Here is a 26900-nt window from a genome sequence, read left to right on the forward strand (position 1 = left end):
AACCGCTTATGCCGGCCATTAGCCATTGCGCCTGTCGCACGTCCCCAGCACATTGTCTAATGCTTCCACATACAGGCGCGGCACGCCATTCAACGCCGCGGCCAAGAACGATGATGGAGACAATGTCCTATGAAGCGTCCCTCCTTGCTGCTGGTCGCTGGCCACCCCGATCTTCTCGTTCGCCTGGGAGCATCGCATCTTCACGGTCGAGATCAATAGCGCGCTGATGGTGCTGCTGCTCTTCATCGGCCAGGAATTCTGCTACTACTGGTACCACCGCGCTTCGCACCGCATCCGCTTCTTCTGGGCAACGCATGCGGTTCACCACTCGCCGAACGAACTGACGCTGGGCACGGCCCACCGCCTTGGCTGGACCGGCAAGCTCACCGGCACCGCAGTGTTCTTCGCCCCGCTGGTCTGGCTCGGCGTGCGTCCGGAAGTCGTGCTGGCTGCCCTGAGCTTCAACCTGCTGTACCAGTTTTGGCTCCACACCACCTGGATCCCGAAGCTCGGCTGGCTTGAATACGTGTTCAACACCCCGTCGGCTCACCGCGTGCACCATGCCTCGAACATCGAGTATCTGGATGCAAACTTCGGTGGCGTGCTGGTCATCTTCGACCGCCTGTTCGGCACCTATGTGGAAGAACGCGCCGACGAGCCCTGCGTCTACGGCCTGACCACGCCGACCACGACGCACAACCCGATCGTCAACCAGTTCGAACACTGGGTCAGCCTGGCACGGGACATCGCGTCGGCACGCAACCTGTGGGACGCAATCGGCTACCTGGCCCTGCCCCCGGGCTGGAGCCCGGACGGCAAGGGCGACACCACCGAGAATCTGCGCTGGCAAGTCCAAGAAGCGTACGCCGCGGTGCCCGTAACGAACAGCTAAACGACGGCGGCACGGTCCGCAAGCCAAGCCTGATCAATGAACGCCCGGGCCATCACCGGGCTAAGCGCCATCAGGTTCGCGGGCCTGTGGTGTTGGCTCCAGCCACTGGCCTCGCCAAATTCCGGCGCGGCTTGCCAGGGGCTCAACCATGCAGCCCCGAAAGGAACTGCTTCAGTTCCGGCGTCTTCGGTTCCCCGAAGATTTCCTCCGACGAGCCCATCTCATGCACCTTCCCGTGATGCATGAAGACCACGCGGTCGCTGACCTTGCGGGCGAAGTTCATCTCATGCGTGACCATGACCAAGGTCATGCCTTCCGCCGCAAGGCCTTCCACCACGCCCAGCACTTCGCCGACCAGCTCCGGATCGAGTGCTGAGGTGACTTCATCGCACAGCAGCACGGCCGGGTCCATGGCCAGCGCGCGGGCGATTGCCACGCGTTGCTGCTGTCCGCCGGATAGCTGGTCGGGGAAGCTGTGGAACTTGTCGCCAAGGCCCACGCGTTCGAGCAGTGCTTGTGCACGCCTGCCGGCCTCGGACCTGGGTGTGTCCTTCACCAGCGTAGGCGCCAGCATCACGTTCTGTCCGGCGCTCAGGTGCGGGAACAGGTTGAAATTCTGGAAGATCATGCCAACGTTCTGGCGCAGGTCGCGCATGGCGCGGGCGTCGCCGTGGCGCAGTGCCTGGCCATCCACGCTGAGCGCCCCTTCTTCGAAGCTCTCCAATCCGTTGATGCAGCGGAGCAAGGTGCTCTTGCCCGAGCCGCTGCGGCCGATGATGCAGACCACCTCGCGGCGCCCGATTTGCAGGTCGATGCCCTTGAGCACTTCGTTGGCGCCAAAGCGCTTGCGCAGGCCCTGGATATCGACGAGGGCAAAGGGCTTGGTGGTTTCGGTTTGCTTAGACATGGGATGACGGGCTCAATGCTTGGGCTGCAAGCGACGCTCAAGGCGGCGGCTCCACAACGACAGCGGGAAACACAGGGCGAAGTACAGAAGCGCGACGCAGCCGTAAGCCAGGAAGGGCTGGAAGGTGGCGTTGGAAATCATCTGGCCAGCCTTGGTGACTTCCACGAAGCCGATCACCGAGGCCAGTGCAGTGCCTTTGATCACCTGCACCAGGAATCCCACCGTGGGTGCCACCGCGATGCGCGCGGCCTGCGGCAGGATCACGTGCTGCAGCTGCTCGCGCAGATTCATCGCCAGGCTGGCGGAGGCTTCCCACTGACCCTTTGGAATGGCGTTGATGCAGCCGCGCCAGATCTCCGTGAGATAGGCGCTGGCATATAGCGTGAGGCACAGTGCCGCGGCGAACAGCGCCGAGGTCTCGACACCCAGCAACGCCAGCCCGAAGTAGAACAGGAACAACTGCATCAGCAACGGGATGCCCTGGAACAGCTGCACGTAAAGCGCCACGCCGCGCACGGCGCCCGGCAGGCGCGCAATGCGCGCGACCAGCAGCAGCATGCCAACGACGCTGCCGCCGACGAAGGCGATCAGCGACAGTCCCACTGTCCAGCGCAGCGCCAGCAGCAGGTTGCGAAAAATGTCCCACAGGGAAAAGTCGACCATGATGTATGCCTCCCGGTCTCAGCGGCCAAAGATGAAGCGCGGACCAACCCAGTTCAGGATCTCGCGCAGCACCACGGCCAGGCCCAGGTAAACGCAGGTGGCGACGATATAGGCTTCAAAATTGCGGAACGTGCGGCTGGCGATCATATTGGCCGCATAGGAAAGCTCTTCGGTGGAGATCTGGCTGCATACCGCCGAGCCCAGCATCACGATGATGACCTGGCTTACGAGCGCCGGCCACACGCGCGACAGCGAAGGCGGCAGCACCACGCGCGTAAAGATCTGCCAGCGGTTGAGCGCCAGGCTCTGCGCGGCTTCGATCTGCCCGCGCGGCGTGGACTCCAGCCCGGCCCGGATGATCTCGCATGCATAGGCGCCGAGGTTCAGCGTCATCGACAGTACGCACGCCACTTCCGCCGGCATCCGCACGCCAATCGAAGGCAGGCCGAAGAAGATAAAGAACAGCTGGATGATGTATGGCGTATTGCGGACTGCCTCTACGTAGCCGCCCACCAGTGCGCGCAGCCATGCTGTTGCATGGATGCGCGCCCAGGCACAGCCGATGCCCACGAGCGTACCGAAGGCCGCGGAGAACGCCGTCAGGAGAATCGTCAGCAACAGGCCGCGCAGCAGCATGGGCCACTGCGAGAGAACCGGCGCAAAGTCAAAGGAGATCATGCAGTGCCGCTAGAGAGTTTCTTGTCTTCGGCGAGACTGACCTGCGAGACAGGCCAGTGCGCCGGCAACATGGAGCCCGCGCACGGGGCCGGAAACGATGCAATCTGTTTTCACGCTTACCCGTATGCCCGCTTACCCGTTTGCAATCAGTCCGGCAGATCGCCCATGCCGCGGCCGAGCCAGCGCTGCGCGTAGCCGTTGAGCGTGCCATCCGCCTTTGCCTTGCGCAGGATCTCGTTGACCTTCTCCAGCAGCGCGGTGTCGCCTTTGCGCACACCGATGAAGTTGGGCGAATCCTTGAGGAGCAGTTTGTACTCGGCCTCTACCTTGGGGTTCTTCGCAATCGCCGCGGCTGCCACGGCGGCGCCGGTGGCCAGCAGTTGCGTTTGCTGCGACACGAAGGCGGCCACGGTGGAGTTGTCGTCCTCAAAGCGCTGGATCTTCAGCGTGGGAGGCGCCACTTGCTGCAGAACATCGTCTTGGATGGTGCCGCGCGTGACCGCGATGGTCTTGCCGCCAAGATCGGCAAAGCTCTTGATGCTCATTGCTTTCGGACCAAACACCGCCTGGTAGAAGGGTGCATACGCAATCGTGAAATCGATCACCTTGGCGCGCTCGGCGTTCTTGCCCAGCGCCGAGACGATCAGGTCGATCTTCCTGGTCTGCAGGTAAGGGATGCGGTTCGGCGTGCTCACCGGGACGAGATCGGCCTTGACGCCGAGCTTGTCGGCGATCATCTGCGCCACGGCCACGTCCAGGCCCTGCGGCTTCAGGTCCGTGCCCATGTAGCCATACGGCGCGAAGTCGGTCGGGATGCCGATCGCGATCGACTTCTTGCCCATCACGGCGCTCAGGGAATCATCGGCTTTGGCGGGTGCCATCGCGATGAGTGCGGCACCTGCGATCAGGCTGGCGATGGCGGTGAACTGTCTGCGTTTCATAAAAACACCTTTATCAGTCGGTCGGGGAACACGAGGGACTGAAAGGCAAGTTGTGTGCCACTGCTGGCGATGCCGCCCGTGCGGGCGAATGCGAAGGGGGTTCTTTCGACGGCATTGCCTTGAAATCAAGCACTTGGCGGACGCCTCCCCGACAGCGCCACTGACTTGGCATTGCCCTTGCATGAAAGGCCGCCAATACTGAAACAATAGTTTCATACGCACCAAAACATGAAATCAAGGTTTCATCATTGTGCAGGCCCGGACCACTTTGGTGCGGGCAAGCGGAACGGAGGCACGGACTCGACATGGCCATTCAACCCGCGCTGGAAGCGCAAATCCACCAGTGCTACGGCGAACTGTCTTCGGCAGACAAGAAATTGGCCGACGTGCTGCTCATGCGGCAAAAAGACCTGCTCAGCTACTCGGCCACCGAACTGGCGGAGCTGGCGAGCGTCTCCAAGGCGAGCGCGGCGCGCTTCTTCCGCCGCCTCGGCTATGCGGACTTCAGCGCCTTCCGGCAATCGCTGCGGGACCAGGTCTCCGAGCAATCTCCGCTGTACCTGATGGAGCACAACGGGCTGCCGCCCGATTTGGGGGGCGTGCCGCAATCGGTCGTGGCCGGCCTGGAGGCGCACGTGCAACTCGACCGCCGCCGGCTCGCCAGCCTGCCGGAACAACTCAGCGAGCGCGCGCTAGAGACCACGCTCACCGAACTCGCCAACGCGCGCCGAGTGTGGGTGGTGGGTTATCGCAACAGCTTCATGCTGGCTTTCTATGCCAATGCGCTGCTCTCGCAGGTGCGCTCCGAGGTGTACCTACTCAATGAGCAAGCGGGCAAGGATGCGGAGCTGGTGGCCGAGATCGACGGCAAGGACGTACTGCTGGCGGTGGACTTCCGACGCCGTGCGAAGCGCCTGGACGGCATGGTGACACTGGCCCGGGAGACCGGCGCCAAGCTTATCCTGCTCAGCGATGCCCCGGTTTCCAAGTTGGCCGCCAAGGCCGACGCCGTGCTGCGCTGCTCGCACCACGGCGGTCAGGTCTTCGATTCCTATGTGGCCGCCGTCAGCCTGGTGAACTACCTGGCCACCGCCATGGCAGGCCGCTCCCGCAAACGTTCGCGCGCACGCATGGCCCGCGTGGAGCGCGCGCACGACATACTCGGGGACCTGGAGACCGGCCACTGAGATCGACCGGCATGCAGCGCCGCCATCAATACACGCAAAAACGCATTCTGACTGGACCAATACACACACATGACCACGCTCCCAAACCTCTCGCTCGATCTTCTCCTCAATCCGGCCCTGAGCCGCGCGGAACCCTATGGTGCACGGCGCGCCGCCATCCTGAGCGAGCCGGCCCTGGCCGCCGCCCGCCGCGAGATCTCCGCCTGGGAGGGCTACCAGCCCACGCCGCTGAAAGCCCTGCCGAACCTGGCGGCCGCGCTGGGCGTCGGCCAGATCGACTACAAGGACGAAGGCTCGCGCTTCGGGCTGGGCAGCTTCAAGGCGCTCGGCGGCGCGTATGCCGTGGGACGCCTGCTTTGCCGCGAACTCGGGCCCCGGATTGGCCGCGCGCTAAGCATCGCTGACCTGAGTGCGCCGGCGCTGCGCAGCATGTGCGCCGAACTCACCGTGACCTGCGCCACCGACGGCAATCACGGCCGCTCCGTGGCCTGGGGCGCCCAGCTGTTCGGCTGCCGCTGCGAGATCTATATCCACGCCACCGTGAGTGAAGGGCGCAAGACCGCCATCGAACGCTTCGGCGCCCAGGTGGTACGCACCACGGGCAACTACGACCAGGCCGTGCTGCAGGCCGATGCCGATGCGCGGGTTAATGGCTGGTACGTGATCTCGGATACCTCGTACCCCGGCTATATGGACGTGCCGCGCGATGTCATGCAGGGTTATCAGCTGATGGTGGACGAAGCCGTCAATGCGCTGCCGGCCTGGCCCACGCATGTGTTTATCCAGGCCGGCGTGGGTGGCTTTGCCGCCGCCGTCTGCGGCTACTTCTGGGAGCGTGAGGATGGCAAGGACAGGCAGCGCCCCGTCTTCACCGTGGTGGAACCCGCCAAGGCGGACTGCCTGATGCAAAGCGCGCGCGCTGGCAAGGTCACCGCCGTCACCGGCGAGCTGGATACGCTGATGGCCGGCCTGGCTTGCGGCGAAGTTTCGCTGCTCGCCTGGGAAATCCTTGCCGAAGGCGCCGACGCATTCTGCACGGTCGACGACGCATCCGCGGTAAAAGCCATGCGCCTGCTGGCCCAACCGCAGGGCGACGATCCCGTGATCGTCGCCGGCGAATCCGCCGTGGCCGGGCTGGCCGCTGCCATCGCCGCCATGCAAGACCCGCAGGCCTGCGCGGCGCTCGGGCTTAACCTCCAGAGCCGGCTGCTGTTTATCGGTAGCGAAGCTGACACCGATCCCGCGTTGTATGCCGAACTGGTTGGCCGCAGCGCGGACGCGGTGCGTGCCGGAGCCGCAGCATGAGCGAGCAGAGCGCCCCAAAGGCAGATTCCGCGCCGCGCATTCGCGGCGAGCGCCTGCTGCAAAGCCTGGACGATCTCGCGCAACTCGGTGCCATCGAAGGGGGCGGAGTGTGCCGCCTGGCACTGACCGATGCCGACGAACTCGGCCGCGACTGGACGGTGGCGCGCATGCGGGCGCTGGGCATGACCGTTACCATCGACGCCATCGGCAACGGCGTGGCCGTGTATCCCGGCAGCGAAGACCTGCTCCCTGTCATGATCGGCTCGCACATCGACACCGTGCGAACCGGCGGCCGCTACGACGGCAACTATGGGGTGCTGGCCGGCCTGGAAGTGGTCGCCACGCTGCGTGATGCTGGCCTGCGTCCGCGTCGCCCCATCGCCGTCGCCTTTTTCACCAATGAAGAGGGCGCGCGCTTTCATCCGGACATGATGGGCTCGCTGGTCTATGTGGGCGGAATGCCGCTGGAAGACGCGCTGGCCACTACCGGCATAGATGGCGTCACGGTAGGCGCCGAGCTGCGGCGCATCGGCTATGACGGCCAGGCGCCCGTAGGCAAGCCGCGCGTCGACAGCTTCGTGGAGCTGCATATCGAGCAAGGCCCGGTGCTGGATCTGCGGGGCTTACAGGTTGGCGTGGTGGAAGGGGTGCAGGGAATCTCCTGGACCGAATTCACCATCGACGGCGTATCCAACCACGCCGGCACTACGCCCATGGAACTCCGGCACGACGCCGGCTACGCCGCCGCGCGCATCGCCAATTTCGTGCACGACCTGGCGCTGCGCTACGGCGGCCGGCAGATCGCCACCGTGGGCGCCATGCGTTTCGAGCCGAATCTGATCAACGTCATCCCCAACCGCGCCGTCTTCACCGTAGACCTGCGTAATACCGATGAACGGCGGCTCGCCCAGGCCGAAACGGAAGTCCTCGCCTTTGCCCAGCAAACCTGCGAGACGGAAACCCTATCTCTTAGCCATCGCCGCCTGGCACGTTTCGAGCCGGTGGCATTCGATCCCATGGTCATCGACCTGGTCGAGCAGGAAGCCGCAGCGCTTGGCTTCACCCATATGCGCATGCCCAGCGGAGCCGGTCACGACGCGCAAATGCTCGCCCGCGTCTGCCCCGCCGGCATGATCTTCGTGCCCAGCGTGAAAGGCCTGAGCCACAACGTGCGCGAGTTTACCGAGCCGGACGACCTCATCGACGGCGCGCAGATCCTGCTGCAGGTGGTGCTCAAGCTCGCCAACCGGCCGTGATCGACGCCAAGCCCCTGCCACTAGCCTGAACCGCTACCCTGAACGCCTCCTGGAGTTACCCGTGTCCCGTATTGTGAATGTCGCTATCGGCCAGCTCGGCCCCATCGCCCGCGCCGACAGCCGCCAGCAAGTGGTCAAGCGCCTGTGCGACCTGATGCGCGAAGCCCACGCCTGCGGCTCGCACCTGATCGTCTACCCCGAGCTGGCGCTTACCACTTTCTTCCCGCGCTGGTACATGGAGAGTGACGAAGAGATCAACAGCTTCTTCGAACGCGAGATGCCCAGCGCCGCCACGCAGCCGCTGTTCCATCTTTCGCGCGAGCTTGGCGTCGGCTTCTACCTCGGCTACGCCGAACTCGCCAACGAACAAGGCAAGGCGGTGCGCTACAACACCTCCATCCTCGTCAACCGCCAAGGGGAGATCGTCGGCAAATACCGTAAGGTGCACCTGCCCGGCCATCGCGAGCACGAACCGTGGCGCCGCTTCCAGCATCTGGAAAAGCGCTACTTCACGCCCGGCAACCACTTCGGCGTGACTGAAGCCTTTGGCGGCAAGATCGGCATGGCCATCTGCAACGACCGCCGTTGGGCCGAAACCTATCGGGTGATGGGCCTGCAAGGCGTGGAGATGGTGCTGATCGGCTACAACACGCCCGTGCACAATGCGCCAGCGCCGCAGCACGACGACCTCTCGCTTTTCCACAATCAGCTCTCGATGCAGGCCGGCGCCTACCAGAACGGCACCTGGGTGGTCGGTGTGGCCAAGGCGGGGCTGGAAGAGGGCGTGGACGGCATTGGCGGCAGCTGCATCATCGCGCCATCCGGCGAAGTGCTGGCCCGTTGCATCACCAAGGGCGACGAGGTCGGCATCGCCCGCTGCGACTTGGATTTCTGCGACGTCTACAAGCGCACCACGTTCAACTTCGACGTGCACCGGCAGCCGCAGGCGTACGGGATGATCGTGGAGCGCAGAGGGGAGACGCTGATGGCGAATGGGCACGCGGTGGTGGTCTGACGCCTGGCGCACGCAAACTAGTGTGCCAGCTCGAACGGGGCAGGTTCATACTCCTGCCGCAAGAGGCTAGTGGTGTCGTGTGATGACAGCTTCCGGACTTACCTGAGCGAATCGTTCGACTGCCGTCTGGCACAAGATCTGCGTGGCCGAGGCAAGGCTGCGCAATCCGGCCAGGATCCAGCAGCCCGGACGGTCCGCGGGATATTGATCTGTGGAGCCACGCACCATCACCACTTCAAAGCTGCTGGATTGCCGTGTCGCCCCCATCGCCTGTACCGGGTCCATCGCACGGTACTGGTGTGCATTCCCATGCGGAAGATGCGGAATGTGTCGATGACTTTGCGTCACCTGGCTTCATGAATTTACTGTGCCGGGCTGTGGTGTGTTCGGGGTAACTGCCTCCGATGGCGGCGGGTTGATGCAGACTGCTGTGGGCAGACGCGGAGGTTCAGGGCGACGCCCTCTAAACCTTTTTGGGGACGCCCGGAATGCTGTGTCGAGGGCCGCCTGACGGGTGAGGCGCAACTCCTGGGCAAGCCCGTAATGAACGCTGTGCGGTGCCATGAATCCGATGCCCGAGTGCCGATGCACGGTGTTGTACCAGGCGAAGAAGGCCTGGCAGTGGGCGCGCGCATCCTCAATGCAGCCGAAGCGCGCGCGGAAGTCCGGACGGTACTTCATCGTCTTGAACTGCGACTCCGAGAGGGGATTATCGTCAGATACGTGAGGCCGGATGGACAAGCTGGTTGCGTCGCTCGCGCGAGCTGCCATTGGCCGCCAGCAACCGGTACATGGCGCGCACCGATCCCAGGTAGCGGCCCTCGTCGAGCAACGTGGCGTGTATCGCGCCCGGCGCGGTGTCGGCGAAGCGGTCGCTGTTAAGGGTGTCCAGCAGCACCTGGTTTTCCAGTGCGTCCAGAGCCAACGGTGGCCGCGGCCGCTGGGCAGTGGGCTGTGGCAGTGGACCGATGAAGGCCATGCGACGCAGGTGGGCCCGCTGCCGGGCAGGCGTGCCGCGCTCGTGCCTAGGGCCGGAGTGAGCTCTTGCACAGCCGCCACTACGGCTTGTCGATGTCGTCGTCGATCGGATTGCCCAGCAAGGCTGCAAGTTCCTAAGAAACACCAACCTCCGCCGGCTGCAACGTGAAGCCAAAGTGCGCTGCACGACGATGGAGCTGCTTGATGACGCGTTCCTTGTACCTGAGCTCGTACCGGTCGGCGCCTGGGTCCTGGTACCGTATGCCATAGCACATGGCTCGGTAGAAGAGGATGGCGATCTTGCGCGCCGTGGCGGTCAGCGCCTTGGCCCTGCCGACGCGCGCCGCCAGTCGTCGGTAGAAGGCTCCCAGCGCAGTACCGGGCTGGCGCCGCGCCACGCCATAGTCGTGCAGGCCCCAGTAGGGGCGGGCTGGTGACGATGCACTGCACGCACAAACGCTGGCCGCATGAGCAAGACCAATTCCGCCAAGTTTCGGGCCGCCTACGCACCCTTATCGCGACAACAGCATTCCCACGCGGCCGCTCGCGCTACCGCAGTGCTTGGTCCCTGTGCTTTCGGAATAGAAAAAGCCCGCCGGGCGGCGGGCTGCGACGACTGGGTCGTCGACTTGCTTCCTGATTCGTGTGTCCTGATTCTTGCCTGGCGAGCAGTGAGACCAGGACGCGAATCCATAGCGAGCGATCAACGGCCGATCTGCTTGCTCAGGGCGTTTTCCTGCTGGTTAAGGGCGCGCTGATCGGCACGGGTAATGTAGCCGCCGTCGTGGCTTGCCATGGTGCGTTCTTCGGCGCGGATCTGGTGATCTTCGCTGTGCAGCTTGGCTGCCTGGCCGCGGAACATTTCACCTTCCTTGACCTCTTGGTGGATACGAGCGTTTTGGTTGGCCAGACGCCCGGTGACCTGCTCGCGACGCGGGTGATTCTTCTGCCACTGGGTATCGTTTGCAATTGCGCCACCAGCCATGCCCGCCGCCAGAACGGCGATTGCCACACTTCCAATCAGTTTGCGAGTAAACACCGTGAGCTCCCTTGGTTGTTGATGTCCGGCAGGATTGGCCGCGCATTCCAGTAACGCCGCGGAATCGGGCGGCGATGACAAGGAGGCGGGGAGCGCTTTGTAACGATTTGTTGATGCTGAAGCTGCGTTTGATGCGTTGATATCGATGCGTCGAGATCGAGGGTGAGGGTAGTTTTCTGCAATTTCCGGCCGCTCAGGTTCAGAGATGTATGCCGCTAGCGGGGCGAGCACGCCGCCGAGCGCGTCCACATCGTACGAGGTGAACTGCAGCCAGCCGCAGGCGACAGAGAGCCTAGCAGGAAACGAGTAGCGAACCCTAGCGCTTCCAGCCGATCCGGTGCCGTTCCTGCCTGGCCTGATGCCGCGCATCGTCCTCCGTGTGCAAGTAAGCGCTGGTGGTAGAAATCGCCGCATGCCCGAAATTGTCTCTGACAAAACGCAGGTCCACCTGCTGGTCGGTCATATGCGACCCCGCCGTATGCCGCAACCAGTGCGCCGAGGCACTGGCCAGCACCGCGGCCCGGCTTTCCCAATCCGGTCCGAGCGCGCGCAGGCGCTCGGCCGCCTGCGCGAAGATCTCCTTGAGCACCAGGTGCAGCGCGCCGCGCGACAAGGGTTCTTCCTTTCCAATGACCGGCAGCACGATGGGGCGGTCCTCGCCCGGCAATGGCATCGGCGGCAGGCTGTAGGCCTCGCGATAGCGCGCCAGCTCCACCATCATTTTGTCCGTGGCGGGTACCAGCCGCGTCTTGTCGCCTTGCCCCTCGCCTCCAGCCACCAACGCTTTAGGTCCTGGCTGTCGCGCTGGCAGAAAAACGCGCCCATGCGCGTGCTGGCCGGGCGCCAGTCGCAGAATTAACGGTCCTCAACATTTGCGGCGTCGACGCACCTCCGAACGGCGTTGATCGTGAGTTTCCCTTGGCCTCGGAATGCTGCGCGGATGCGTCACTGCGATTCTGTCAACGATTCACCGTTGGGATCGGCTGCCAAGGCGCAGAAGGACGCATTCTGGGCAGATCTTGAGCTCAAGAGTCTATTCATACATAGACATAGCCTCATGAATCCCGCGGATCCATTTCATCGAGGCTGCGGGCATGTTTCGGCTAGCGAGACAATGCTCCGCTCCGACCGGGTCTCGTTGGAGCGCAATGTCGCACTGCACAAATTTCGTATATTTTCGTAAACGGCAATAATTCGCCGTTTTGTTGACTTGACGCTACAAACCTAAGCGTCTAGGATGCGCGCAACCGTCACATAGGTTCGCATATAGAACTAATGTTCGACATACGGTGAATTTGGCTACATTTAGGGGACAGTGAAGTGAACAAGATTGCCGGGTTCTTTACAGAACTGATGCGCCGGTATTTGCCGGATCCGTTTGTTTTCGCCATCGGGCTGACGCTGCTGACGATGGTTATGGCGATGCTAGTGCAAGGCCAGGCCGCGCCGGCTGTGATAATTAGCTGGGGCAAGGGCTTCTGGAATCTGCTCGCGTTCACTACGCAGATGGCGGTGATCTTGGCCATGGGCTACGTGCTGGCCACCGCGCCACTGACCGACCGCCTGCTCGACCGGATCGTCGGCAAGGTCAACACGCCGCACGGCGCCATCATCGTCGCTACCCTGGTGGGTGGCATCGGCAGCTACCTGAACTGGGGCTTCGGTCTGGTCATCGGCGGCATCATCGCCAAGAAACTGGCCCGCCGCGTCAAGGGCGTGCACTATCCGCTGATCATCGCTTCGGCCTATAGCGGCTTCACGATGTATGGCCTCGGCCTGTCGGCCAGCATCCCGGTGCTGATCTCCACCAAGGGGCACCCAATGGAAAAGCTGATGGGCGTGATCCCCTTGTCCGAAACCATCTTTTCCACGCCGATGCTGCTAACCAGCCTGGCGGTTATCGTCACGCTGCCACTGCTCAACGCCTGGCTGCACCCACGCGATGCCAAGGACGTGGTCGAGTTGGACACGCGCGCCGAGGACAAGGCCGAGGCTGCCGTTTCGCACAGCATCGGCGGCGACGGCACGCTGGCTTGGCGCATGAACAACAGCCGGTTGCTGAGCCTCGTGATTGGCGTGTGCGGGCTCGCATACGCCGTGCTGTACTTCACGCAGGGGGGCACGCTGGACCTGAACCTGATCAACTTCCTGATCCTGTTCATCGGCGTGCTGCTGCTGGGCACGCCAGTCAAGTACGTGGCGAAGCTCAATGAGGGCATCAAGACGATCTCCGGCATCATCCTGCAATACCCGTTCTACGCCGGCATCATGGCGATCATGGCGGGCTCGGGCCTAGTCGATACCATCTCGCGCGTGTTCGTCGACATAGCCACGCCGCAGACGCTGCCGTTCTGGGGCCTGGTCAGCTCGTTCGTGATCAACTTCTTCGCGCCGTCGGGCGGTGGCCACTGGGTGATCCAGGGTCCGTTCATGATCGACGCCGCCAAGGCGATCGGTAGTTCCGTGAGCCAGACCTCGATGTCGGTGATGCTTGGTAACGCCTGGAACGATCTTGTGCAGCCGTTCTGGATCCTGCCCGCGCTGGCGCTGTCCAAGCTCAGCCTAAAGGACGTGATGGGCTATACCGTCATCATGATGTTCTGGGTGGGCTTCATCTTCATTGTGTCGATGCTCTTGTGGGGCGCGCAGATCGTCTGACGGCACGTCCGCTTTTTTTTGCCACGGCCCGCTGCCGGCGGGCCATTGACCAGGCGATGCTAGATGCCTTACTTTATCGAGACTTGGGACAAGCCGAACCACCAGACGGTCCGCCAGGCGACCCGCCAAGTCCACCTCGAGTTCCTTGAGCAACACAAGCAACTGCTGCTCGCGTGCGGTGCCAAGCTGAACGACGACGGCAGCGATGCGGGCGGCGGTGTCTATATCATCGATGTTGATACGCGCGAAGCTGCTCAATCGTTCATCGACGCGGACCCCTTCACGAAAGCCAGCCTGTTCGCCGAGGTCCGCATCACGCGCTGGCGCAAGGCCTATCTCGACGGGACCTGCTGCCTCTGAACCGCAATCAACGGCAGGCCTCGGCGCCACGCGCGCGGCATGGTTTCATGCCGCCCCAGCCCGCTACTGGAAAACGCAAGCCATGCGATGGAAGAATCGGCCGGAAGGCTCCAACTGGGGCGACTTCGGCCACGACGACCAGCTCGGTCGCCTGAACCTGCTCACCGCCGAGCGGATCCGCGCCGCAGCGCGCGAAATCCGCACCGGCCAGCGCTTCTGCCTGTCATTGCCGCTGGACTATCCCGGCGGCAACGGCCTCAACGTCCGGCGACATCCTCCTGTACTGCGCCCCACGTACCGTGAGGATATCGCGTACGTCAACTTTCCCCTCACCAAGGTGGATCCTCGCGCGACTGACGTGCTCAGCGACGACCAAGTGTTGTTGTCGCTCCAATATTCGACCCAATGGGATTCGTTGGCCCATGTCGGCGCCCTGTTCGACGCCGACGGCGATGGCGTGCCGGAGCGCGTCTACTACAACGGCTACCGTCCCAATGCTGACATCGTCGGACCGGTCGACTACCGCGAGGACGATGGTTTCGCTGCTCACGCTTGCGGACATGATCACAGCCGCGCCAATGCGCTGGGCATCGAGACCCTGGCCGAGCACGGCATCCAGGGTCGTGGCGTGTTGGTTGACCTGGCCGAGTATTTTGGACGGGAGTTCCGGACGATCGGCTACGATGACATGATGCGCGTGATGGAGGCCCACCAGGTCGATGTCGAATCGGGCGACATCCTGGTACTGCGCACCGGCTTTGCCGAGATGGTGCTGGAAATGCAGCGCGAACCCGACCCCCATCGCTTGCACAACAGTTGCGCCGCGCTAGATGGCCGCGACGAACGGCTGCTGCAATGGATCACCGACTCCGGCATCGCCGCCATCGCGGCCGATAACTACGCCGTCGAACGATTCCCGGCGCGCGAGGCGGCCGGTGCTGCGCCGGCATTGCCGCTGCACCACCATTGCCTGTTCAAGCTGGGATTGCCGCTTGGCGAACTCTGGCACCTGCGCGAGTTGGCGACGTGGCTGCGCAGCCACCGCCGCACGCGCTTTTTCCTCACCGCGCCGCCGCTGCGGTTGCCGGGCGCAATGGGTTCGCCCGTCACGCCCGTCGCCACCGTCTAGGCGTTAGGCACCGGTCACCCCAATATCCCCAATACCGCTAGCAAAAGGAGACCTATATGTTGTTCATGGCCGAAATGACCGTCCGCATTCCGCACGATCTCGATCCGCAAGTCGCCGAGAAACTGAAGGCGAACGAAAAGGCGTTGTCGCAGCAGTTGCAGCGGGAAGGCAAGTGGCGCCATCTGTGGCGTGTGGCTGGAAAGTACGCCAACGTCAGCATCTTCGATGTGCGCGACAACGACGAGTTGCATACGCTGCTGACGTCGCTGCCGCTGTACCCGTATATGGAGATCAGCGTCACGGCGCTCGCCCAGCACGGCTCGGCCATTGCCCAGAACTAAGACAGCCGTTCCGTCAATCCGGCGCGCGCCTTGTACGTCGCGCCCTCAACCTGCTATCGTTCATGCCCTTTGCTGAATTTTCCGGCGTGCGCCTGCACTACCGCCTCGACGGGGACGACACACTTCCCGTCCTCGTTCTAGCCAATTCACTTGGCACCAACCTCGACATGTGGAATCCGCAGATCGAGGCCTTCGCTAAACACTTCCGCGTGCTGCGCTACGACACGCGTGGCCATGGCCAGTCTTCCGTCACGCCGGGCCCGTACACGATCCCGCAGCTCGGCGAAGATGTGATCGCATTGCTCGACGCACTGAAGATCGACCGGGCGCATTTCTGCGGCCTATCGATGGGCGGCATCACGGGCATGTGGCTTGCGTTGAACCATGCCGACAGATTCGACAAGGTGGTGCTGTGCAACACGGCCGCCTATATTGGCCCGCCGGAAAACTGGACGAATCGCGCTGCCGCGGTGGAGCGCGACGGTGTGGGTTCGATCGCCGCCGCCGTGGTCAACAAATGGCTGACGCCGGGCTACGCCGCGGGCCAGCCCGCGTTGGTGCAATCGCTGCAAGCCATGTTGTCCGCCACCGATGCCGCTGGCTACGCCGCCAACTGTCGCGCGGTGCGGGACTCGGATCTGCGCGATGCCGTGGAGGGCATCACCCTCCCGACGCTGGTGATCGCCGGCTCCAGTGACATCCCCACGCCGCCGCGTGACGGCCAGTACTTGGCGCAGACGATTCCGGGCGCACGTTATGCCGAACTGGATGCTGCGCACCTTTCGAACCTCGAGCAGGTCGAACTGTTCACGCACGCCGTGCTGGATTTCTTGCGGAATTGAGTGCGGTTTAGGCGGTTTTCCGCATTCCGCGAGGGAGGAAAGCAGGTCCGCTGCGGACGCAAGACTGCCCTGTAACGTCGCTGAGCAACTGGAACACTTGGCCGGCCATTGGACGGTGATCCATCATTGCCGACTCAAGAAGGCATGCACCTGTTGAGTTGCATCGTGCAGGCTTCGGCTCCCAGCCGTCCTATCGATCGCGGTCTCCCGGGGCCAGGTCAGCTCGCACATGTCCTTGTCGCCAAGTTCTGCGACCTCCTCCCTTTGTGCAGGCGGTCTGGCATCTATGCGCGTGATGGTGTCGAACAGAGCGGTCAATTGCGGCGGGTGTTGTCGCTGTGGAGCCAGGCCCGATATTGAAGGCGACTTCATTGCCATGCTGGCAGCCGGGGCCAAGCGCGAAGCGAGAAATTCCCCCAATGGACCCTAGCCCGAGGAAATCCAGGCGCAGTTTGTGAAATTTGGAGAGTCATGGCCTCGAGTTCAACCAAACGGTGGCCGAAATTAGGGCGGAAATGTGTGCGTCGAGACGCTCTTGTGTCGGAAGTGTTTAATGGCGCAGGCTCGGCGTATAGGCGACGTACCAACGCACGCAAGTCGGCGTCACGTCCAGCGGGTCAGCCCAACTCATCATGGTGGGACTGCTTGCCATGAGCCTGCTGGCTTCGGTGGCGATGGCCTATGCCATTGCTCGCCAGGTCAAGAGGGAACTCGGTGGTGAACCGGCGGACGACGACACGCGTCGTCGTCCGTATCGCTGCCGGTGACCTCAGCCAGCCTGTTGCGGTACGAAATGGGGATTGCTCCAGCATGCTGGCAAATCTGGCCAAGATGCAATCGGCGCTCAGGAACATGCTGTCTGGCATCAAGGATGCGGCCGCCTCGGTCTCAGCCGCGACGAAGGAGATATCGTCGGGCAACCAAGACTTGTCGTTGCGCACTGAGCAGCAGGCAGTCTTGCTCGAGCGAGCGGCGACGTCAATGCAAGAGCTGCTTGAAGACGTCAACCAAGCCCAGGACGAAGCGAAGGAGTCAAGCGCAATCGCGGCCGCCATGCTGGAAGCGACGACAGATGGAAGCAAGGTCACGGAGCTCCTGGCCGGAAAGATGACCGACTTGCATAGCCATTCCCGCGCGGTTGCAGAGATTGTGCAGCTTATCGAGACAATTGCCTTTCAGACCAACATACTGGCGTTGAATGCTTCCGTGGAAGCCGCCAGGGCAGGTGGCCAAGGGCGCGGCTTTGCGGTCGTTGCTGCAGAAGTGCGAGCGCTGGCTCAACGCTGCGCCGCCGCAGCAAAGGAGATTGGTGGAGTCATCTCAAGGAATGTAGCGGATGTGAACGCCGGTGCGGCTCTGGCTCGCGATGCGACTGTGTCTATGGCCGGCGTACGGCAATCGGTTGAGCGGACAGTAGCGTTCGCCACCGCGATGCAGGCGACTAGCCAGAGTCAGGCCGACAAACTTGAGAAGCTCAGCACCGCGGTGCACGCGATGGACGAATCAACACAGCAGAACTCCGCGTTGGTCGAGCAAATCGCTGCTGCGGCAAGCATGCTGCATCAACAGGCCGAAGGTCTTGCTGCCGATGCGGCAACTTTCAAGCTTGAGGTATCAGGTTTTTCCCGTGTGTGACTGAGACGAGCTGCGACTGCAGGCTGCGTTTTTGAGAGTGTACCTCGAGCCATGGAGTGTCCGTCTCTAGGTGCCATCTTCAGTGGACGTATTGTCGCGGGGGTTGTCCGAGCCCTCCTTTCAGGATGGCTCTCTTGTTTTGCCTACTGGCTCCGTGCAGGCGGCTCTCTTACCGGCGAGCCATTTTCCGAACGTATCCATGGCCGTATGCATCTTGTTTGGTCGCTTGCGCTGCTTGTACCTGCTATCTGCGTCTCCTATTGACTGTAGGCTCGAACAATATTTTCTGTTTTCGGAACTATGGAGTTTGATTTTAGATAACTGTTCGGCGTGGGGGGGCGGCGGCGCAGCTCGAGGTCCTGTACCGCAGCCTTGCACTCGGCCACAACCTCGCTCTTGAACTGCTTCGAGTAGGAGCGCCGTACGTGCTTAACCGCTAATTCAGTGCCCATCATCGCGTCCACTTAAAGTTAAGCGGACACTAGCTGTCGGGCACAACGAGACCCGCAAGTGGGTTCGCCAGCCGCTTACGGTTCACCCGCGGCACCGAAGCCGGCTTGACTTGCCTCCCTGTACGGGGAGATGCAATTCGAGCGACTACGGCCCCTAGGAAGTCAAGGGACGTGCTCACTAATGCTGCCGCTCGCGACATATTTCCGTGGCAAGATAGTTCGACTGTGCGGATGCGTGTCGCGAATTCTGAGGCGACCACGCCCAATCAACGAGATCGAGCGCGGTTGAAAGGGCGTCGCAGGAACCCGTCAGCGCAACGTAACCGAATACATCTTGGCACGCCGGAGGAACGCTTCTTTGGCTCCTTCGAGAATGGCGCATGCCGCGTCCCGCGTCGTAGGATGGTCGATGGATCCACGGGCGACTATTTCGCCTCTGTCGTTGGCGGCCTTCATCACGACGATCTGTTCTGCGTCACCCAGAACCGCCACGTTGGCGTTGTGGGTGACGATGATCACTTGGCGCCTCTCTTTCGCCCTACGCAGTACCGGAACGAGCGTCGAGTAGATGAACTCTCCGTCTAGGTTGTCCTCCGGTTGATCGATGATGAGAGGGCGGTCACTGTTGGCTGAAAGCATTAACGCCAGTAGCACCGATTGTTGTTGGCCCAACGACAGCTTCGAGAAGTCCTTTCTCAAGTGCCGCTCGTTGCCCTCACCGTCGACAACCCGTTTCGTGACCTGCAATCGCGGTAAATCGTGAAGTGCTACTCGCTCCAAAGCGTATTGAACCGCTGGAACCCCCAGGCGCTCGATAATCAACTTAGCTTCATCGCGCTTGAAGACGTCCACTCCCTCGGGTGTTTTGATGCCGAGGATAGGCTTAACGTCCTGCTTCGCGACGGCCGCGAGAAGCACCGGGACAGTGAGTTCCTTCACTAGCCATGTCGCACGCTGTTGCTGGTTCGTTCGCCACCCCATCGCATCAACGATGAGCTCCACCGCCTCTGGAGAATATGCGCTCTCGGCGTACTTTAGACTCACATTAAGGTCCGAACGTGCTTCGCGCAAAGTGCTTGAAGCCACCCGGCCGAAGGCATTCCGCAATGTGGCGACTCTATCCCGAGCACGCCAACGCTCCAACAGCGCGTCAGCACGTTGCTTGCGTAGCATCGCAAGATGCGGCACCCAAGCATTGAGGTTTTTCACATTCTGCTGATGAGTCGCTTCGTCCTTGGCTAATTTGGCGATGTAGGACATGTCGAAGGAGATTTTCAGTGCCTCGAGTTCTCGCCTTTTCGCGTCAATCTTCTTCTGCGCCTCCATCTCCTTTGTCTTCCATTCGGCCATCTGAGCCGTAACCTCTGCTTCGAAGGTCGAGAGGCCGGCCTTGATACTCGATTCGGCTGTGGATACAGTGGCTTCGAGCATTTCCGCTCCGGACACGATTGCCTTGAACTCGCCACCACCGACCGCAAGCTGCTTGGGCTCGGCGAGGCCCCGAATCTCCTGCGCCGCTTCTCGCGAAGGAAGGGAGGCCGACTCTCGCTTAGCCTGAGCCAAAATGTCGACAATCTGGATACGTACTTCCTTCTCGGTAGCCAGCTGGCGCTGCAACGCGATCAGTTCCTTCACGTCGGGTTTCTGTAGCGCAGTAAGTTGCTGCTTGGTCGTCGCGAGCAGGCGTTGATGCTGCGGGATAAGCTGGACTTTCTGCTCTGCAGCTTCGATTCCGCTCTGTAGTTTGAGTAGCTCGTCACGGACCGCCTGTTCCTCCGCCAGCGCTTGCGTGACGTCGACGAAGCGATCCAGATAATGCAGAAACGCCAATGGATTATTTTGGGCCTGCACGCTGATCTTGGCTGCTTCACCCTGGCCGAAGCAATCAATGTCGAAATCGACCGGTCCGGTCTCGGGATCGTCCAAGTTCTGTATCTCGCCGTTCTTGAGTCGGAACAGGTTGTGATCCTGACCTGCCTTGTCGCGCCACACCAAGTAAAGCTCCTCTGGCCAGACTTCAGAGTCAACTACTTGGTTTCTCTCTTCACCGTCGGCGATCAGGCAGCGGACGGCCTCGAAGGTTGTTGATTTTCCCGTGCCGCGGCCACCGATGATGCAGTTGAGGTTCGGACTGAACTGGATAGTCTGACCGGAGAGGAAACCGCCATCGATACTGAGGCCGATCACGCTCGGGATCGAAGACGGAACCAGGTCCTCTATCCGTACTCTGGCGTCGGCGTCCTCGAGTGCAATTCGTAAAGCGTCAAAGCTCGGGTCGTCCATCTTGTAACGGGTGACCTTGCGCGCGCTTCGGCGTTGCGCCCCAGCGCCGCCAAGGAATGGGCATCCGAATTGAGGACACGCGCGAGATACTGCTTCGAGCCAAGCTGGAGGCGCTTGATCCGCTCCTCGCCCAGCCGGGTGCGGTTGGGAGCCGGATCACTGGCCGAATATGCGATCACGGACGAGGCGCTCTTTAGCTCTATGCCCAATAGAGCGGGATGGCACAAGATGTCGGCCTTGTGCGGCGACGCGCCGATAACCTCCTGCTCGAACCCCGACGGAGCATCCACGTGCGCCAGCAAGCAGAATCCGCCTAGCGCCTGCACTAAGTTGAGACATTCGAGCATCGACTGTTGACATCGCCATGTGGATAGCCCGCTGTCGAGCAGAGACAACTGCCCGTGAAACCGCTTCAGAAGCTGAAGCGACTTGAAGTAGCACAGAAGGTGGCCTTGCAGAGTCGACAACTCGATAGCCGGGATCACGATCAGGGGCGTACCTATTGCGACCGCCAAGGCTCTTTCAACACTCGAGATCTCGTTATGGTCTGCGATCGCAATAAGGGTTAGCTTCTCCTTTACCGCGGTCGCCACGACCGCTTCCGGCGTCATGCCGCGGTCCGTGACGTCGTGGGAGCCACCGTAGCAATGTATATGGAGGTCGGCGCGAACGAATGTGGCGCCGACTGGTTTTTCAAGGATGGTTCCAAGAATTTGCATGCTGCGGCCCCCAATGTGGTCTCGCCGCATTATGAACCGCAAAGACCGAGCAGCCCAGGACTTGACAAAAATTCCCTATGAAAGGCAGTCAGAGAAAATGCGAAGCACATAACTGCTTTTCAAGTACTTCATGGGAGAATGAGGAGCAGCTACTGCTACTGCTACTGCTACTGCTACTGCTACTGCTACTGCTACTGCTACTGCTACTGCTACTGCTACTGCTACGGCTACGAGGCAAGTAGGCCGAAAATCGACGAATCGGATGCGGATGTGGCTAGCACGAGGTCAGAACAGTCGGAACGTGTCAATGACTTTGCGTCAACCGGCTTCATGAATTTACTGTGCCGGGATGTAGTGTGTTGGGGGTAGTGGCCTCCGATGGCGGCCGGTTGATCAAGGCCGTTCTGGCGCTTCTTACAGTCGAGAAGGTCGTGCTGCGGACATTTGGACTGGATGCTTATGCGTTTTCGCAATGCAGGCTAGCACCGTGACTGACCATCGCCACGGTGCACCACACGCCCTCGCTTTTGTGGTTTCAATACGCCATTAGTTTTCGAATCTCACAAGCTGAACCGAACCCGAGAGAGTTTGTGCCCCTGCCAATCACGCGTGCCCTTGTTCAATACTTTGTCGATTAAGAGGCCGCGCTCGATCGTCTGAGCCTGGTCAAGCTCAGACATCTCCGAGACGCGCAAATGGCCAAGTGAGTTGGCCGAAGTACCCAAGCGCAAACCGCTTGACTCACCGACGATCCATCGATCGTGTATCGGATGCTCGCCGTCCCCCCCAAATCCAACCACGATAATATCTGTCGGCGGAGGCGGTACCTCACAGAGACGCTCCCATGCATCTTTGAAGGCGTCCTCGGCAGATGCATCGCGTAGCTTTTGCTGCATCTGTTTGCGACTTGTGAGAATTTCGATCTCAGAATCCGGGCAGACTTCTGCAATGGCCTTGACAATATCGAGATCATCCGGCCCAAAGAATGGATCCGAAATCTGGATCTTCTTTCCGCCGCGGGACGATGCCCACTCCTGTAAGCGAGCAAATACCTGATCGCGATCACCCGGCCCGATACTTTCCACGGGCCCGAGAGGTGCCGATCGTTCGCTCAATCCACTGCGCCCTACCAGCATTAGCGTCACGTCCGCCGCACTACAGAACGTTTCATACAGTGGCGGTAGCACCTTCGGCCCAATCTGCTGCGTGGCCTTCTTTATGCCGTTCTCCAAGATCCACTGCCAAATCGGATACGCTTGCGGCAGAGGTGCACTACGAATCTGCGTCACGAGCGGGAGGAATTCCTTCGTGGGCTGGGCTATATGCCTGTCCGCATTGAGAGCAGCAAGATTTCTTGACGCAATTTCGGCCAGTTCCTCTATGCTTAAATCTTCACTAGCGAGTTTAGAGACGTCCGAAGCGGCATCCTTTCGATGGTCCAAGAGGCGAGTATGATCCTTCAAATCCTTCTTTGCCGCTTTCGCTTCATCGCCGTCTAGCAAATCTATCATCTCGCCACAAAAACCGGCATCGATGTTGTGCGCTAAATCGAGCATTTTCTGCCGACAATCACCGATACCATCAAGGTCGCCCAAGTGATTCGAAAGATTCATCGCTTCTCGCAGGATGCGCCTGCAGAGCGATTTGTCAAAGGATTCGATTATTTCTGCAACCCACCGAAAACGGTCGATACGATCTCGGTCGGAGGGTATGGCGAGTATGTCCCTGCGCACACGCTCAAACCACTTGTTATCCGCGAACGGCCCAGTGCCGCCGGCACATGAGGCAACAATACTGACTACGACTACCCTATCAGCTCCGTTAGAGATGGCTTCGGCGCGATCCAGTAGTTGCTGCCAGTGCCCTTTTTCGGTAAGCATTCCTTCGGAGATTCTGCAGCGATAGATCTGTGCCTGTGAGGCGATAAGGTATCCATCGTGTTTGATGTTGTTACTGTCGGGGAGTTGTTCGGAAACTATCGCGGCTAGATCTGTGAGAACATCCGCAACTTGATTTCTTCGAATTGAGGTTCTGTTTTTTCTCGATGCTAAGCTATTGCAAAGCTGCGTGACAATGCTGTATATGTGCGCATCATTCTCGGTCCGCCGAAGAAGTGCGACGATGTCCGTGGCCTCGGCGTAGTTTAGTGAATACTCTGTTCGCTCTTTTTCCTGAAAAGGCAGAGAGACACATTGCTTTCGAAGTATAGTCTCGCAGATTGCTACTCTGGCTTCATCCCGAGTGGTATTGGATTTTATCCTATCAATTAAAGAGTTTGCACCGGCTGCGTGATTTAGGTACAAAAGAGGTGCGGAGATTACTAGTAATGCGTTCTTTACTATCTCATTGTTTTCGTAATTTTGACCAAGAATTGGCTCGATCTTGTTTTTTACAATTTTCTCGCTGAGATCCCGTCGTTTCTGAAAATAAAGCGATGTGCCAACGAGTGACCAAATGCTTAGTCTATTATCGACTAGTGGGATGGCCTCAACATACTTCGTCAATCTGGCAATCGCGGAATCGAATTCGTTGGGCGCTACTTGAATAAGTCCCGTAACTGCCCTGCCAACAAGCCCCGCCATGAGAAAGAGATGATTGTTTCCCGCAAGAGAGGGGGATTTTCCAAGCCTCGACTCCTCCCGCACTCGATGGAGCCACTCGCGTGCCAGTCCATGATCAAAAGGGGCAATTTCTTTTACAACCCAGAAGCCAACTTCCGTGCGCAGCCAACTCACGTGAATATCGTTCCAGAGGCGCTCCGCTTCCGAAAGAAGGTCGAGTGTGGGTGCCACACTACAACTAAGGCGATGGACCTCATACGTCAATATTGCCGCCTGCACTCGACGGTATGAGAATCTCGATTGTTTCCATAGGTTCAATAGACCTGGGTCGACCGGTGCAACGCCGCGATGCCTTAGCGAATTCGATATTTTCTCAAGAACGTAAACAATTAAGTTCTCCCGTCGCTTGTCACTTTTTATAAGGTTAACGCATTTGAATATTACGCCAGCATTATTGCTGTAATCATTGTTTGCGACTATGTGATTTGCAACTGAAACGTAGGCATCTTCTCTTCGTTGCTCAGTGTTCAGCTTTGTTGCGATCTCAATCGCTCTAGCTGGGTCTGCCATACATACAGCTCTAATAGCGTCTTTGGCGCAGCTATAGTGGTCTGCAGTTTGTTCGAGAAGAGTATCGATAGCCTCAATCAGGCTACGAGTTGTCTCGCTATTGACGGATGTTTTTTCTTCAATTTCCGTTTTTCTTGGGAAATTCTCAAGGTGATAAAGCATCCACGCGTAGCAAGCTGTTCTAATTCCTATATCACCTACGGTGCCAATTGATGAATATAGATCAATCAAGGATTCTTCGACTCTAGAATCACCGTGCCGATCCCTCGCTCGTAAGAGTAGCATTTCCAGTCTCACGGATTCGTCTGTGGTTCCATTTGACGTGAGCGTTCGCCTTTGTGCCTCCAACTTATCAACAACTTCCATTGCATCCTGCCGATTCTCTATGTGAGGCACTACTACAGCGATCTCGCGGAAATCGCGGATACGGGGGGTGCGGGCGGTATCATGGAGCGCGATGGAAATGGCCGCGAGCGCTACTCGAGATGCCTCAGGATGTGTCTTATGACGTTCCAACCAGCGTGATAACAGAAACAACTTGTGGCTCTGCTCCAGCGGTTCGATCTTTGCTAGGACATCGCCAACTGAGAGTTTATTTACTAGCGCCGAAGCTGCCTCGAAGAAGGGGCGTAGTTCGGCGGCGTTCTCCAGAAGCTGTTGTTCGTCCCCGCCTGCTTGGGCCATAGCTTCACCATCGCCGATGGTTTGTCTGGCATTTCGTCGTTTCGAAGCCAGTTTGGCTTCCACCCTGCGACGATGCAACTTGGCTACAACATCCAGGGCCAAATCAATGTCAACGGACAGTAAGTCGGAAGCTATGCTTGTCAAGGCGGTGTCTGGCAAGTCACCCGCAAGGTCTGTCAGCTGCTCTCGAAGCACCTGGCCAATCTGACCGGGGATCGCCTTGCCTCTTTTGCCGAAGCATGCGGCAGCCGCCGCAATCCGTTGAATACGCTCTTCTGCGACAGGTGTGCTCAACGCAATCGCCGACGCCTCGTCGTCATGCTCCAAGGCTAGGAGTGCCTCGACCTCAAGTGAGCTACCGCCACCTATAGAGGCGCCACTAATGGAAGATTGGATCAGTGAAAATCGGATTTGGGCATCTATATCATCTTCCAGGCGCGCTGACGTCAGCCCAAATTCTGCATGCTTCTTTAGAGGCCGAAGTGAGTTCTCTGCTTCAAGAAGTTTCTCGAAATGCCGAGGCGTCAGCCGCTTTAAGGTCTCCGTATGACGCCCTGCCGTAACGAGCTGGGATGGGAGACTGAGCGTTGCGTCGGGGTCGTTCTCGTTGCCAATGAGCCGGGCAATTAGTTTGTCCTCCACTCTGGATTTTAGTGCCTCTAGCTTCTCCATAATGAAGCGACGCTGAACATCTGATCGGATGGACCAGGTCGAAGTGGCATCGTCGGACTTCACCATCCTACAAGTAGTCAAAGCCTCAGATACATATTCTTGGGTGAACCCTGTAAGTTCTACAAGAGATTGAGTCGAGAGTCGTGCTTGCGACCAGGCGAGAAAGGCAAGGAGGAGGAGCAAGTCGTCCTCTTCCGGGAGGTAGCTCCACTCAAGTTCGAGAATTTTATCGACAGACGCTCTCCTTTCCGTGAGGAGGTCTTGCACGGATGCCCCATCCACAAGAAGGGTGCGAAGCTTGTCCAGTAGGCCAACACTGCCGCCACAAAAATGGTATAGGGAATGAATGTCAGTTTCACTGATATTCAACTCTCTTAAATAGTCCTTTGTGTCCTCGAGACTTGCGGCGAGCAAATGAATTTTGTCCGCGTCAGCTCGTCGCGCGAATCGTAGTTCGGAGTAGAGCTTTGCCGTCCCCGTAAAAAGAAACCGAAATTCACTTTGCCCAACGGGAAGTAATGAAAGTACCTCGGAAGCTACGTGCTTATCCTCTTCATCGCTGTCAGCCAAACCGTCAATCACAAAAGTGATCGGTTGCTTTCTAGCAATGCGCTGCAATTGGAGTAACAGCTGGGAGAAGAGCGCCGCGTCAATTTGGTGAGAATCTGGGCATGGCACGAAATTATTCACAAGCATATGAACCTGCTCGCCGAGTGTTTGTCTGGCGAAGGCTTGTGAGTAGAACAATGGCGTCTCTGGTGACAAGAAAGCCGCAACAGCTTTCCCCTCATTTCGTCGAGTATATTCTGCAGCAAATTCCGTCTTTCCGGATAGGACGTCGCCGTCGAGGAAGACTATGTTGAATTTCTCAAAGGCTTTTTCGACCGCTTTAAAGACATTGTCCCTGGCCATACGTCGGATGGGCTCCTTTGGAGCATTCCGCGCATGGCTAATAATTGTGTCAACAGTGGAAGCCAAGATTGACCCTTTGAGTTTAATGTGATTGGTTATCCGACATCCTAAGCGATGCATGACTGCTTGCTCTTGCGATGCTCGGGCAGCCCGGGAGGCGTCACACTCGAGCGAAAGCGAGATATGTCGGGGACAAATCTGTCTCTACTACAGCTAAGTGA

General features: G+C 59.8%; 20 protein-coding genes and 4 pseudogenes. 13 read left to right on the forward strand and 11 right to left on the reverse strand.

From position 1 onward, the window contains the following. Positions 1–18 precede the first annotated feature (18 nt). Positions 19–246: a hypothetical protein gene (locus A9975_RS27230; protein WP_183035478.1), complete on the reverse strand. Its 228-nt coding sequence runs from the start codon at positions 244–246 to the stop codon at positions 19–21. On the opposite strand from A9975_RS27230, the pseudogene A9975_RS27235 reads away from it, so the two are divergent. After that, a pseudogene (locus tag A9975_RS27235) lies at positions 155–892 on the forward strand (sterol desaturase family protein); the annotation flags it as partial. The gene A9975_RS27230 and the pseudogene A9975_RS27235 sit on opposite strands and share 92 nt — an antisense overlap. A 142-nt stretch (positions 893–1034) precedes the next feature. On the opposite strand, the gene A9975_RS27240 reads toward A9975_RS27235, so the two are convergent. The 4 genes from A9975_RS27240 to A9975_RS27255 all read right to left on the reverse strand — a co-directional run bounded on the left by A9975_RS27240 (position 1035) and on the right by A9975_RS27255 (position 4081). Next, a complete protein-coding gene (locus A9975_RS27240; RefSeq protein ID WP_183035479.1) occupies positions 1035–1799 on the reverse strand; it encodes an amino acid ABC transporter ATP-binding protein in 765 nt (254 codons plus the stop codon). 12 nt (positions 1800–1811) lie between these two features. Further along, positions 1812–2462, reverse strand: a complete 651-nt coding sequence (locus A9975_RS27245; RefSeq protein ID WP_045238500.1) for an amino acid ABC transporter permease — start codon at positions 2460–2462, stop codon at positions 1812–1814. A gap of 18 nt (positions 2463–2480) precedes the next feature. After that, entirely contained in the window at positions 2481–3140 is a 660-nt protein-coding gene (locus A9975_RS27250) for an amino acid ABC transporter permease (protein ID WP_183035480.1), read from the reverse strand. Between the two features lie 146 nt (positions 3141–3286). After that, a complete protein-coding gene (locus A9975_RS27255; protein ID WP_183035481.1) occupies positions 3287–4081 on the reverse strand; it encodes a transporter substrate-binding domain-containing protein in 795 nt (264 codons plus the stop codon). Positions 4082–4386: 305 nt separating this feature from the next. On the opposite strand from A9975_RS27255, the gene A9975_RS27260 reads away from it, so the two are divergent. The 4 genes from A9975_RS27260 (at position 4387) to A9975_RS27275 (ending at position 8844) form a co-directional block, all read left to right on the forward strand. After that, a complete protein-coding gene (locus A9975_RS27260) occupies positions 4387–5268 on the forward strand; it encodes a MurR/RpiR family transcriptional regulator (protein ID WP_220810912.1) in 882 nt (293 codons plus the stop codon). Between the two features lie 69 nt (positions 5269–5337). Further along, positions 5338–6573: a diaminopropionate ammonia-lyase gene (locus A9975_RS27265; protein ID WP_183035482.1), complete on the forward strand. Its 1236-nt coding sequence runs from the start codon at positions 5338–5340 to the stop codon at positions 6571–6573. Next, entirely contained in the window at positions 6570–7829 is a 1260-nt protein-coding gene (locus tag A9975_RS27270) for a Zn-dependent hydrolase (protein ID WP_183035483.1), read from the forward strand. The genes A9975_RS27265 and A9975_RS27270 overlap by 4 nt, the downstream gene beginning before the upstream one ends. Positions 7830–7890: 61 nt before the next feature. Beyond that, positions 7891–8844, forward strand: coding sequence for an N-carbamoyl-D-amino-acid hydrolase (locus A9975_RS27275; protein WP_183035484.1), 954 nt, complete (start codon positions 7891–7893; stop codon positions 8842–8844). 354 nt (positions 8845–9198) lie between these two features. Here the strand turns inward: A9975_RS27275 and A9975_RS38650 are convergent, their stop codons facing one another. The 4 genes and pseudogenes from A9975_RS38650 to A9975_RS27295 form a co-directional block, all read right to left on the reverse strand. Beyond that, entirely contained in the window at positions 9199–9615 is a 417-nt protein-coding gene (locus tag A9975_RS38650) for an integrase core domain-containing protein (RefSeq protein WP_370565610.1), read from the reverse strand. Next, positions 9560–9769, reverse strand: coding sequence for a hypothetical protein (locus A9975_RS38655; protein WP_183035486.1), 210 nt, complete (start codon positions 9767–9769; stop codon positions 9560–9562). Before A9975_RS38655 ends, A9975_RS38650 begins: the two co-directional genes overlap by 56 nt. Before the next feature lie 756 nt (positions 9770–10525). Next, positions 10526–10807, reverse strand: a complete 282-nt coding sequence (locus A9975_RS27290) for a hypothetical protein (protein ID WP_183035533.1) — start codon at positions 10805–10807, stop codon at positions 10526–10528. Between the two features lie 370 nt (positions 10808–11177). Further along, a pseudogene (locus A9975_RS27295) lies at positions 11178–11695 on the reverse strand (tyrosine-type recombinase/integrase); the annotation flags it as partial. Between the two features lie 486 nt (positions 11696–12181). Between A9975_RS27295 and A9975_RS27300 the strand changes: the two are divergent. The 8 genes and pseudogenes from A9975_RS27300 (at position 12182) to A9975_RS27330 (ending at position 17826) form a co-directional block, all read left to right on the forward strand. After that, positions 12182–13519, forward strand: coding sequence for a TIGR00366 family protein (locus tag A9975_RS27300; protein ID WP_183035487.1), 1338 nt, complete (start codon positions 12182–12184; stop codon positions 13517–13519). Between the two features lie 63 nt (positions 13520–13582). Beyond that, a complete protein-coding gene (locus A9975_RS27305; protein ID WP_183035488.1) occupies positions 13583–13879 on the forward strand; it encodes a YciI family protein in 297 nt (98 codons plus the stop codon). A gap of 82 nt (positions 13880–13961) precedes the next feature. Next, positions 13962–15008, forward strand: a complete 1047-nt coding sequence (locus A9975_RS27310; RefSeq protein WP_183035489.1) for a cyclase family protein — start codon at positions 13962–13964, stop codon at positions 15006–15008. Between the two features lie 56 nt (positions 15009–15064). Further along, positions 15065–15349 (forward strand): muconolactone Delta-isomerase, encoded by a 285-nt coding sequence (gene catC / locus A9975_RS27315; RefSeq protein WP_006157429.1) that lies wholly within the window; start codon positions 15065–15067, stop codon positions 15347–15349. Between the two features lie 62 nt (positions 15350–15411). Further along, positions 15412–16191, forward strand: coding sequence for a 3-oxoadipate enol-lactonase (pcaD, locus tag A9975_RS27320; RefSeq protein WP_183035490.1), 780 nt, complete (start codon positions 15412–15414; stop codon positions 16189–16191). A 73-nt stretch (positions 16192–16264) separates the two neighbouring features. Further along, positions 16265–16533, forward strand: a pseudogene (locus A9975_RS38660) (transposase); the annotation flags it as partial. A 290-nt stretch (positions 16534–16823) separates the two neighbouring features. Then, positions 16824–16958 carry a hypothetical protein gene (locus A9975_RS38275; protein WP_255503587.1) on the forward strand — a complete coding sequence of 45 codons (135 nt, stop codon included), beginning with the start codon at positions 16824–16826 and terminating at the stop codon, positions 16956–16958. Between the two features lie 43 nt (positions 16959–17001). Continuing rightward, positions 17002–17826, forward strand: a complete 825-nt coding sequence (locus A9975_RS27330) for a methyl-accepting chemotaxis protein (protein WP_183035491.1) — start codon at positions 17002–17004, stop codon at positions 17824–17826. Between the two features lie 761 nt (positions 17827–18587). Here the strand turns inward: A9975_RS27330 and A9975_RS27335 are convergent. Continuing rightward, positions 18588–21280: pseudogene (locus A9975_RS27335) on the reverse strand (TrlF family AAA-like ATPase). A 560-nt stretch (positions 21281–21840) separates the two neighbouring features. Further along, positions 21841–26679, reverse strand: a complete 4839-nt coding sequence (locus A9975_RS27345; RefSeq protein WP_183035494.1) for a hypothetical protein — start codon at positions 26677–26679, stop codon at positions 21841–21843. Positions 26680–26900: the final 221 nt, after the last annotated feature.

The organism is Cupriavidus sp. UME77 (genome assembly GCF_014170355.1).
Taxonomy (GTDB): domain Bacteria; phylum Pseudomonadota; class Gammaproteobacteria; order Burkholderiales; family Burkholderiaceae; genus Cupriavidus; species Cupriavidus basilensis.

Bases quoted from the DNA above. Each gene is read 5' to 3' on its own strand.
- A9975_RS27255 (WP_183035481.1), bottom strand. From the start codon at position 4,081: ATGAAACGCAGACAGTTCACCGCCATCGCCAGCCTGATCGCAGGTGCC.
- A9975_RS27260 (WP_220810912.1), top strand. From the start codon at position 4,387: ATGGCCATTCAACCCGCGCTGGAAGCGCAAATCCACCAGTGCTACGGC.
- catC (WP_006157429.1), top strand. From the start codon at position 15,065: ATGTTGTTCATGGCCGAAATGACCGTCCGCATTCCGCACGATCTCGAT.
- pcaD (WP_183035490.1), top strand. From the start codon at position 15,412: ATGCCCTTTGCTGAATTTTCCGGCGTGCGCCTGCACTACCGCCTCGAC.
- A9975_RS38650 (WP_370565610.1), bottom strand. From the start codon at position 9,615: ATGGCAGCTCGCGCGAGCGACGCAACCAGCTTGTCCATCCGGCCTCAC.
- A9975_RS27290 (WP_183035533.1), bottom strand. From the start codon at position 10,807: ATGGCTGGTGGCGCAATTGCAAACGATACCCAGTGGCAGAAGAATCAC.
- A9975_RS38275 (WP_255503587.1), top strand. From the start codon at position 16,824: ATGGTGGGACTGCTTGCCATGAGCCTGCTGGCTTCGGTGGCGATGGCC.
- A9975_RS27330 (WP_183035491.1), top strand. From the start codon at position 17,002: ATGCTGGCAAATCTGGCCAAGATGCAATCGGCGCTCAGGAACATGCTG.
- A9975_RS27310 (WP_183035489.1), top strand. From the start codon at position 13,962: ATGCGATGGAAGAATCGGCCGGAAGGCTCCAACTGGGGCGACTTCGGC.
- A9975_RS27345 (WP_183035494.1), bottom strand. From the start codon at position 26,679: ATGGCCAGGGACAATGTCTTTAAAGCGGTCGAAAAAGCCTTTGAGAAA.
- A9975_RS27245 (WP_045238500.1), bottom strand. From the start codon at position 2,462: ATGGTCGACTTTTCCCTGTGGGACATTTTTCGCAACCTGCTGCTGGCG.
- A9975_RS27240 (WP_183035479.1), bottom strand. From the start codon at position 1,799: ATGTCTAAGCAAACCGAAACCACCAAGCCCTTTGCCCTCGTCGATATC.
- A9975_RS27265 (WP_183035482.1), top strand. From the start codon at position 5,338: ATGACCACGCTCCCAAACCTCTCGCTCGATCTTCTCCTCAATCCGGCC.
- A9975_RS27230 (WP_183035478.1), bottom strand. From the start codon at position 246: ATGAAGAGCAGCAGCACCATCAGCGCGCTATTGATCTCGACCGTGAAG.
- A9975_RS27305 (WP_183035488.1), top strand. From the start codon at position 13,583: ATGCCTTACTTTATCGAGACTTGGGACAAGCCGAACCACCAGACGGTC.
- A9975_RS27250 (WP_183035480.1), bottom strand. From the start codon at position 3,140: ATGATCTCCTTTGACTTTGCGCCGGTTCTCTCGCAGTGGCCCATGCTG.
- A9975_RS27270 (WP_183035483.1), top strand. From the start codon at position 6,570: ATGAGCGAGCAGAGCGCCCCAAAGGCAGATTCCGCGCCGCGCATTCGC.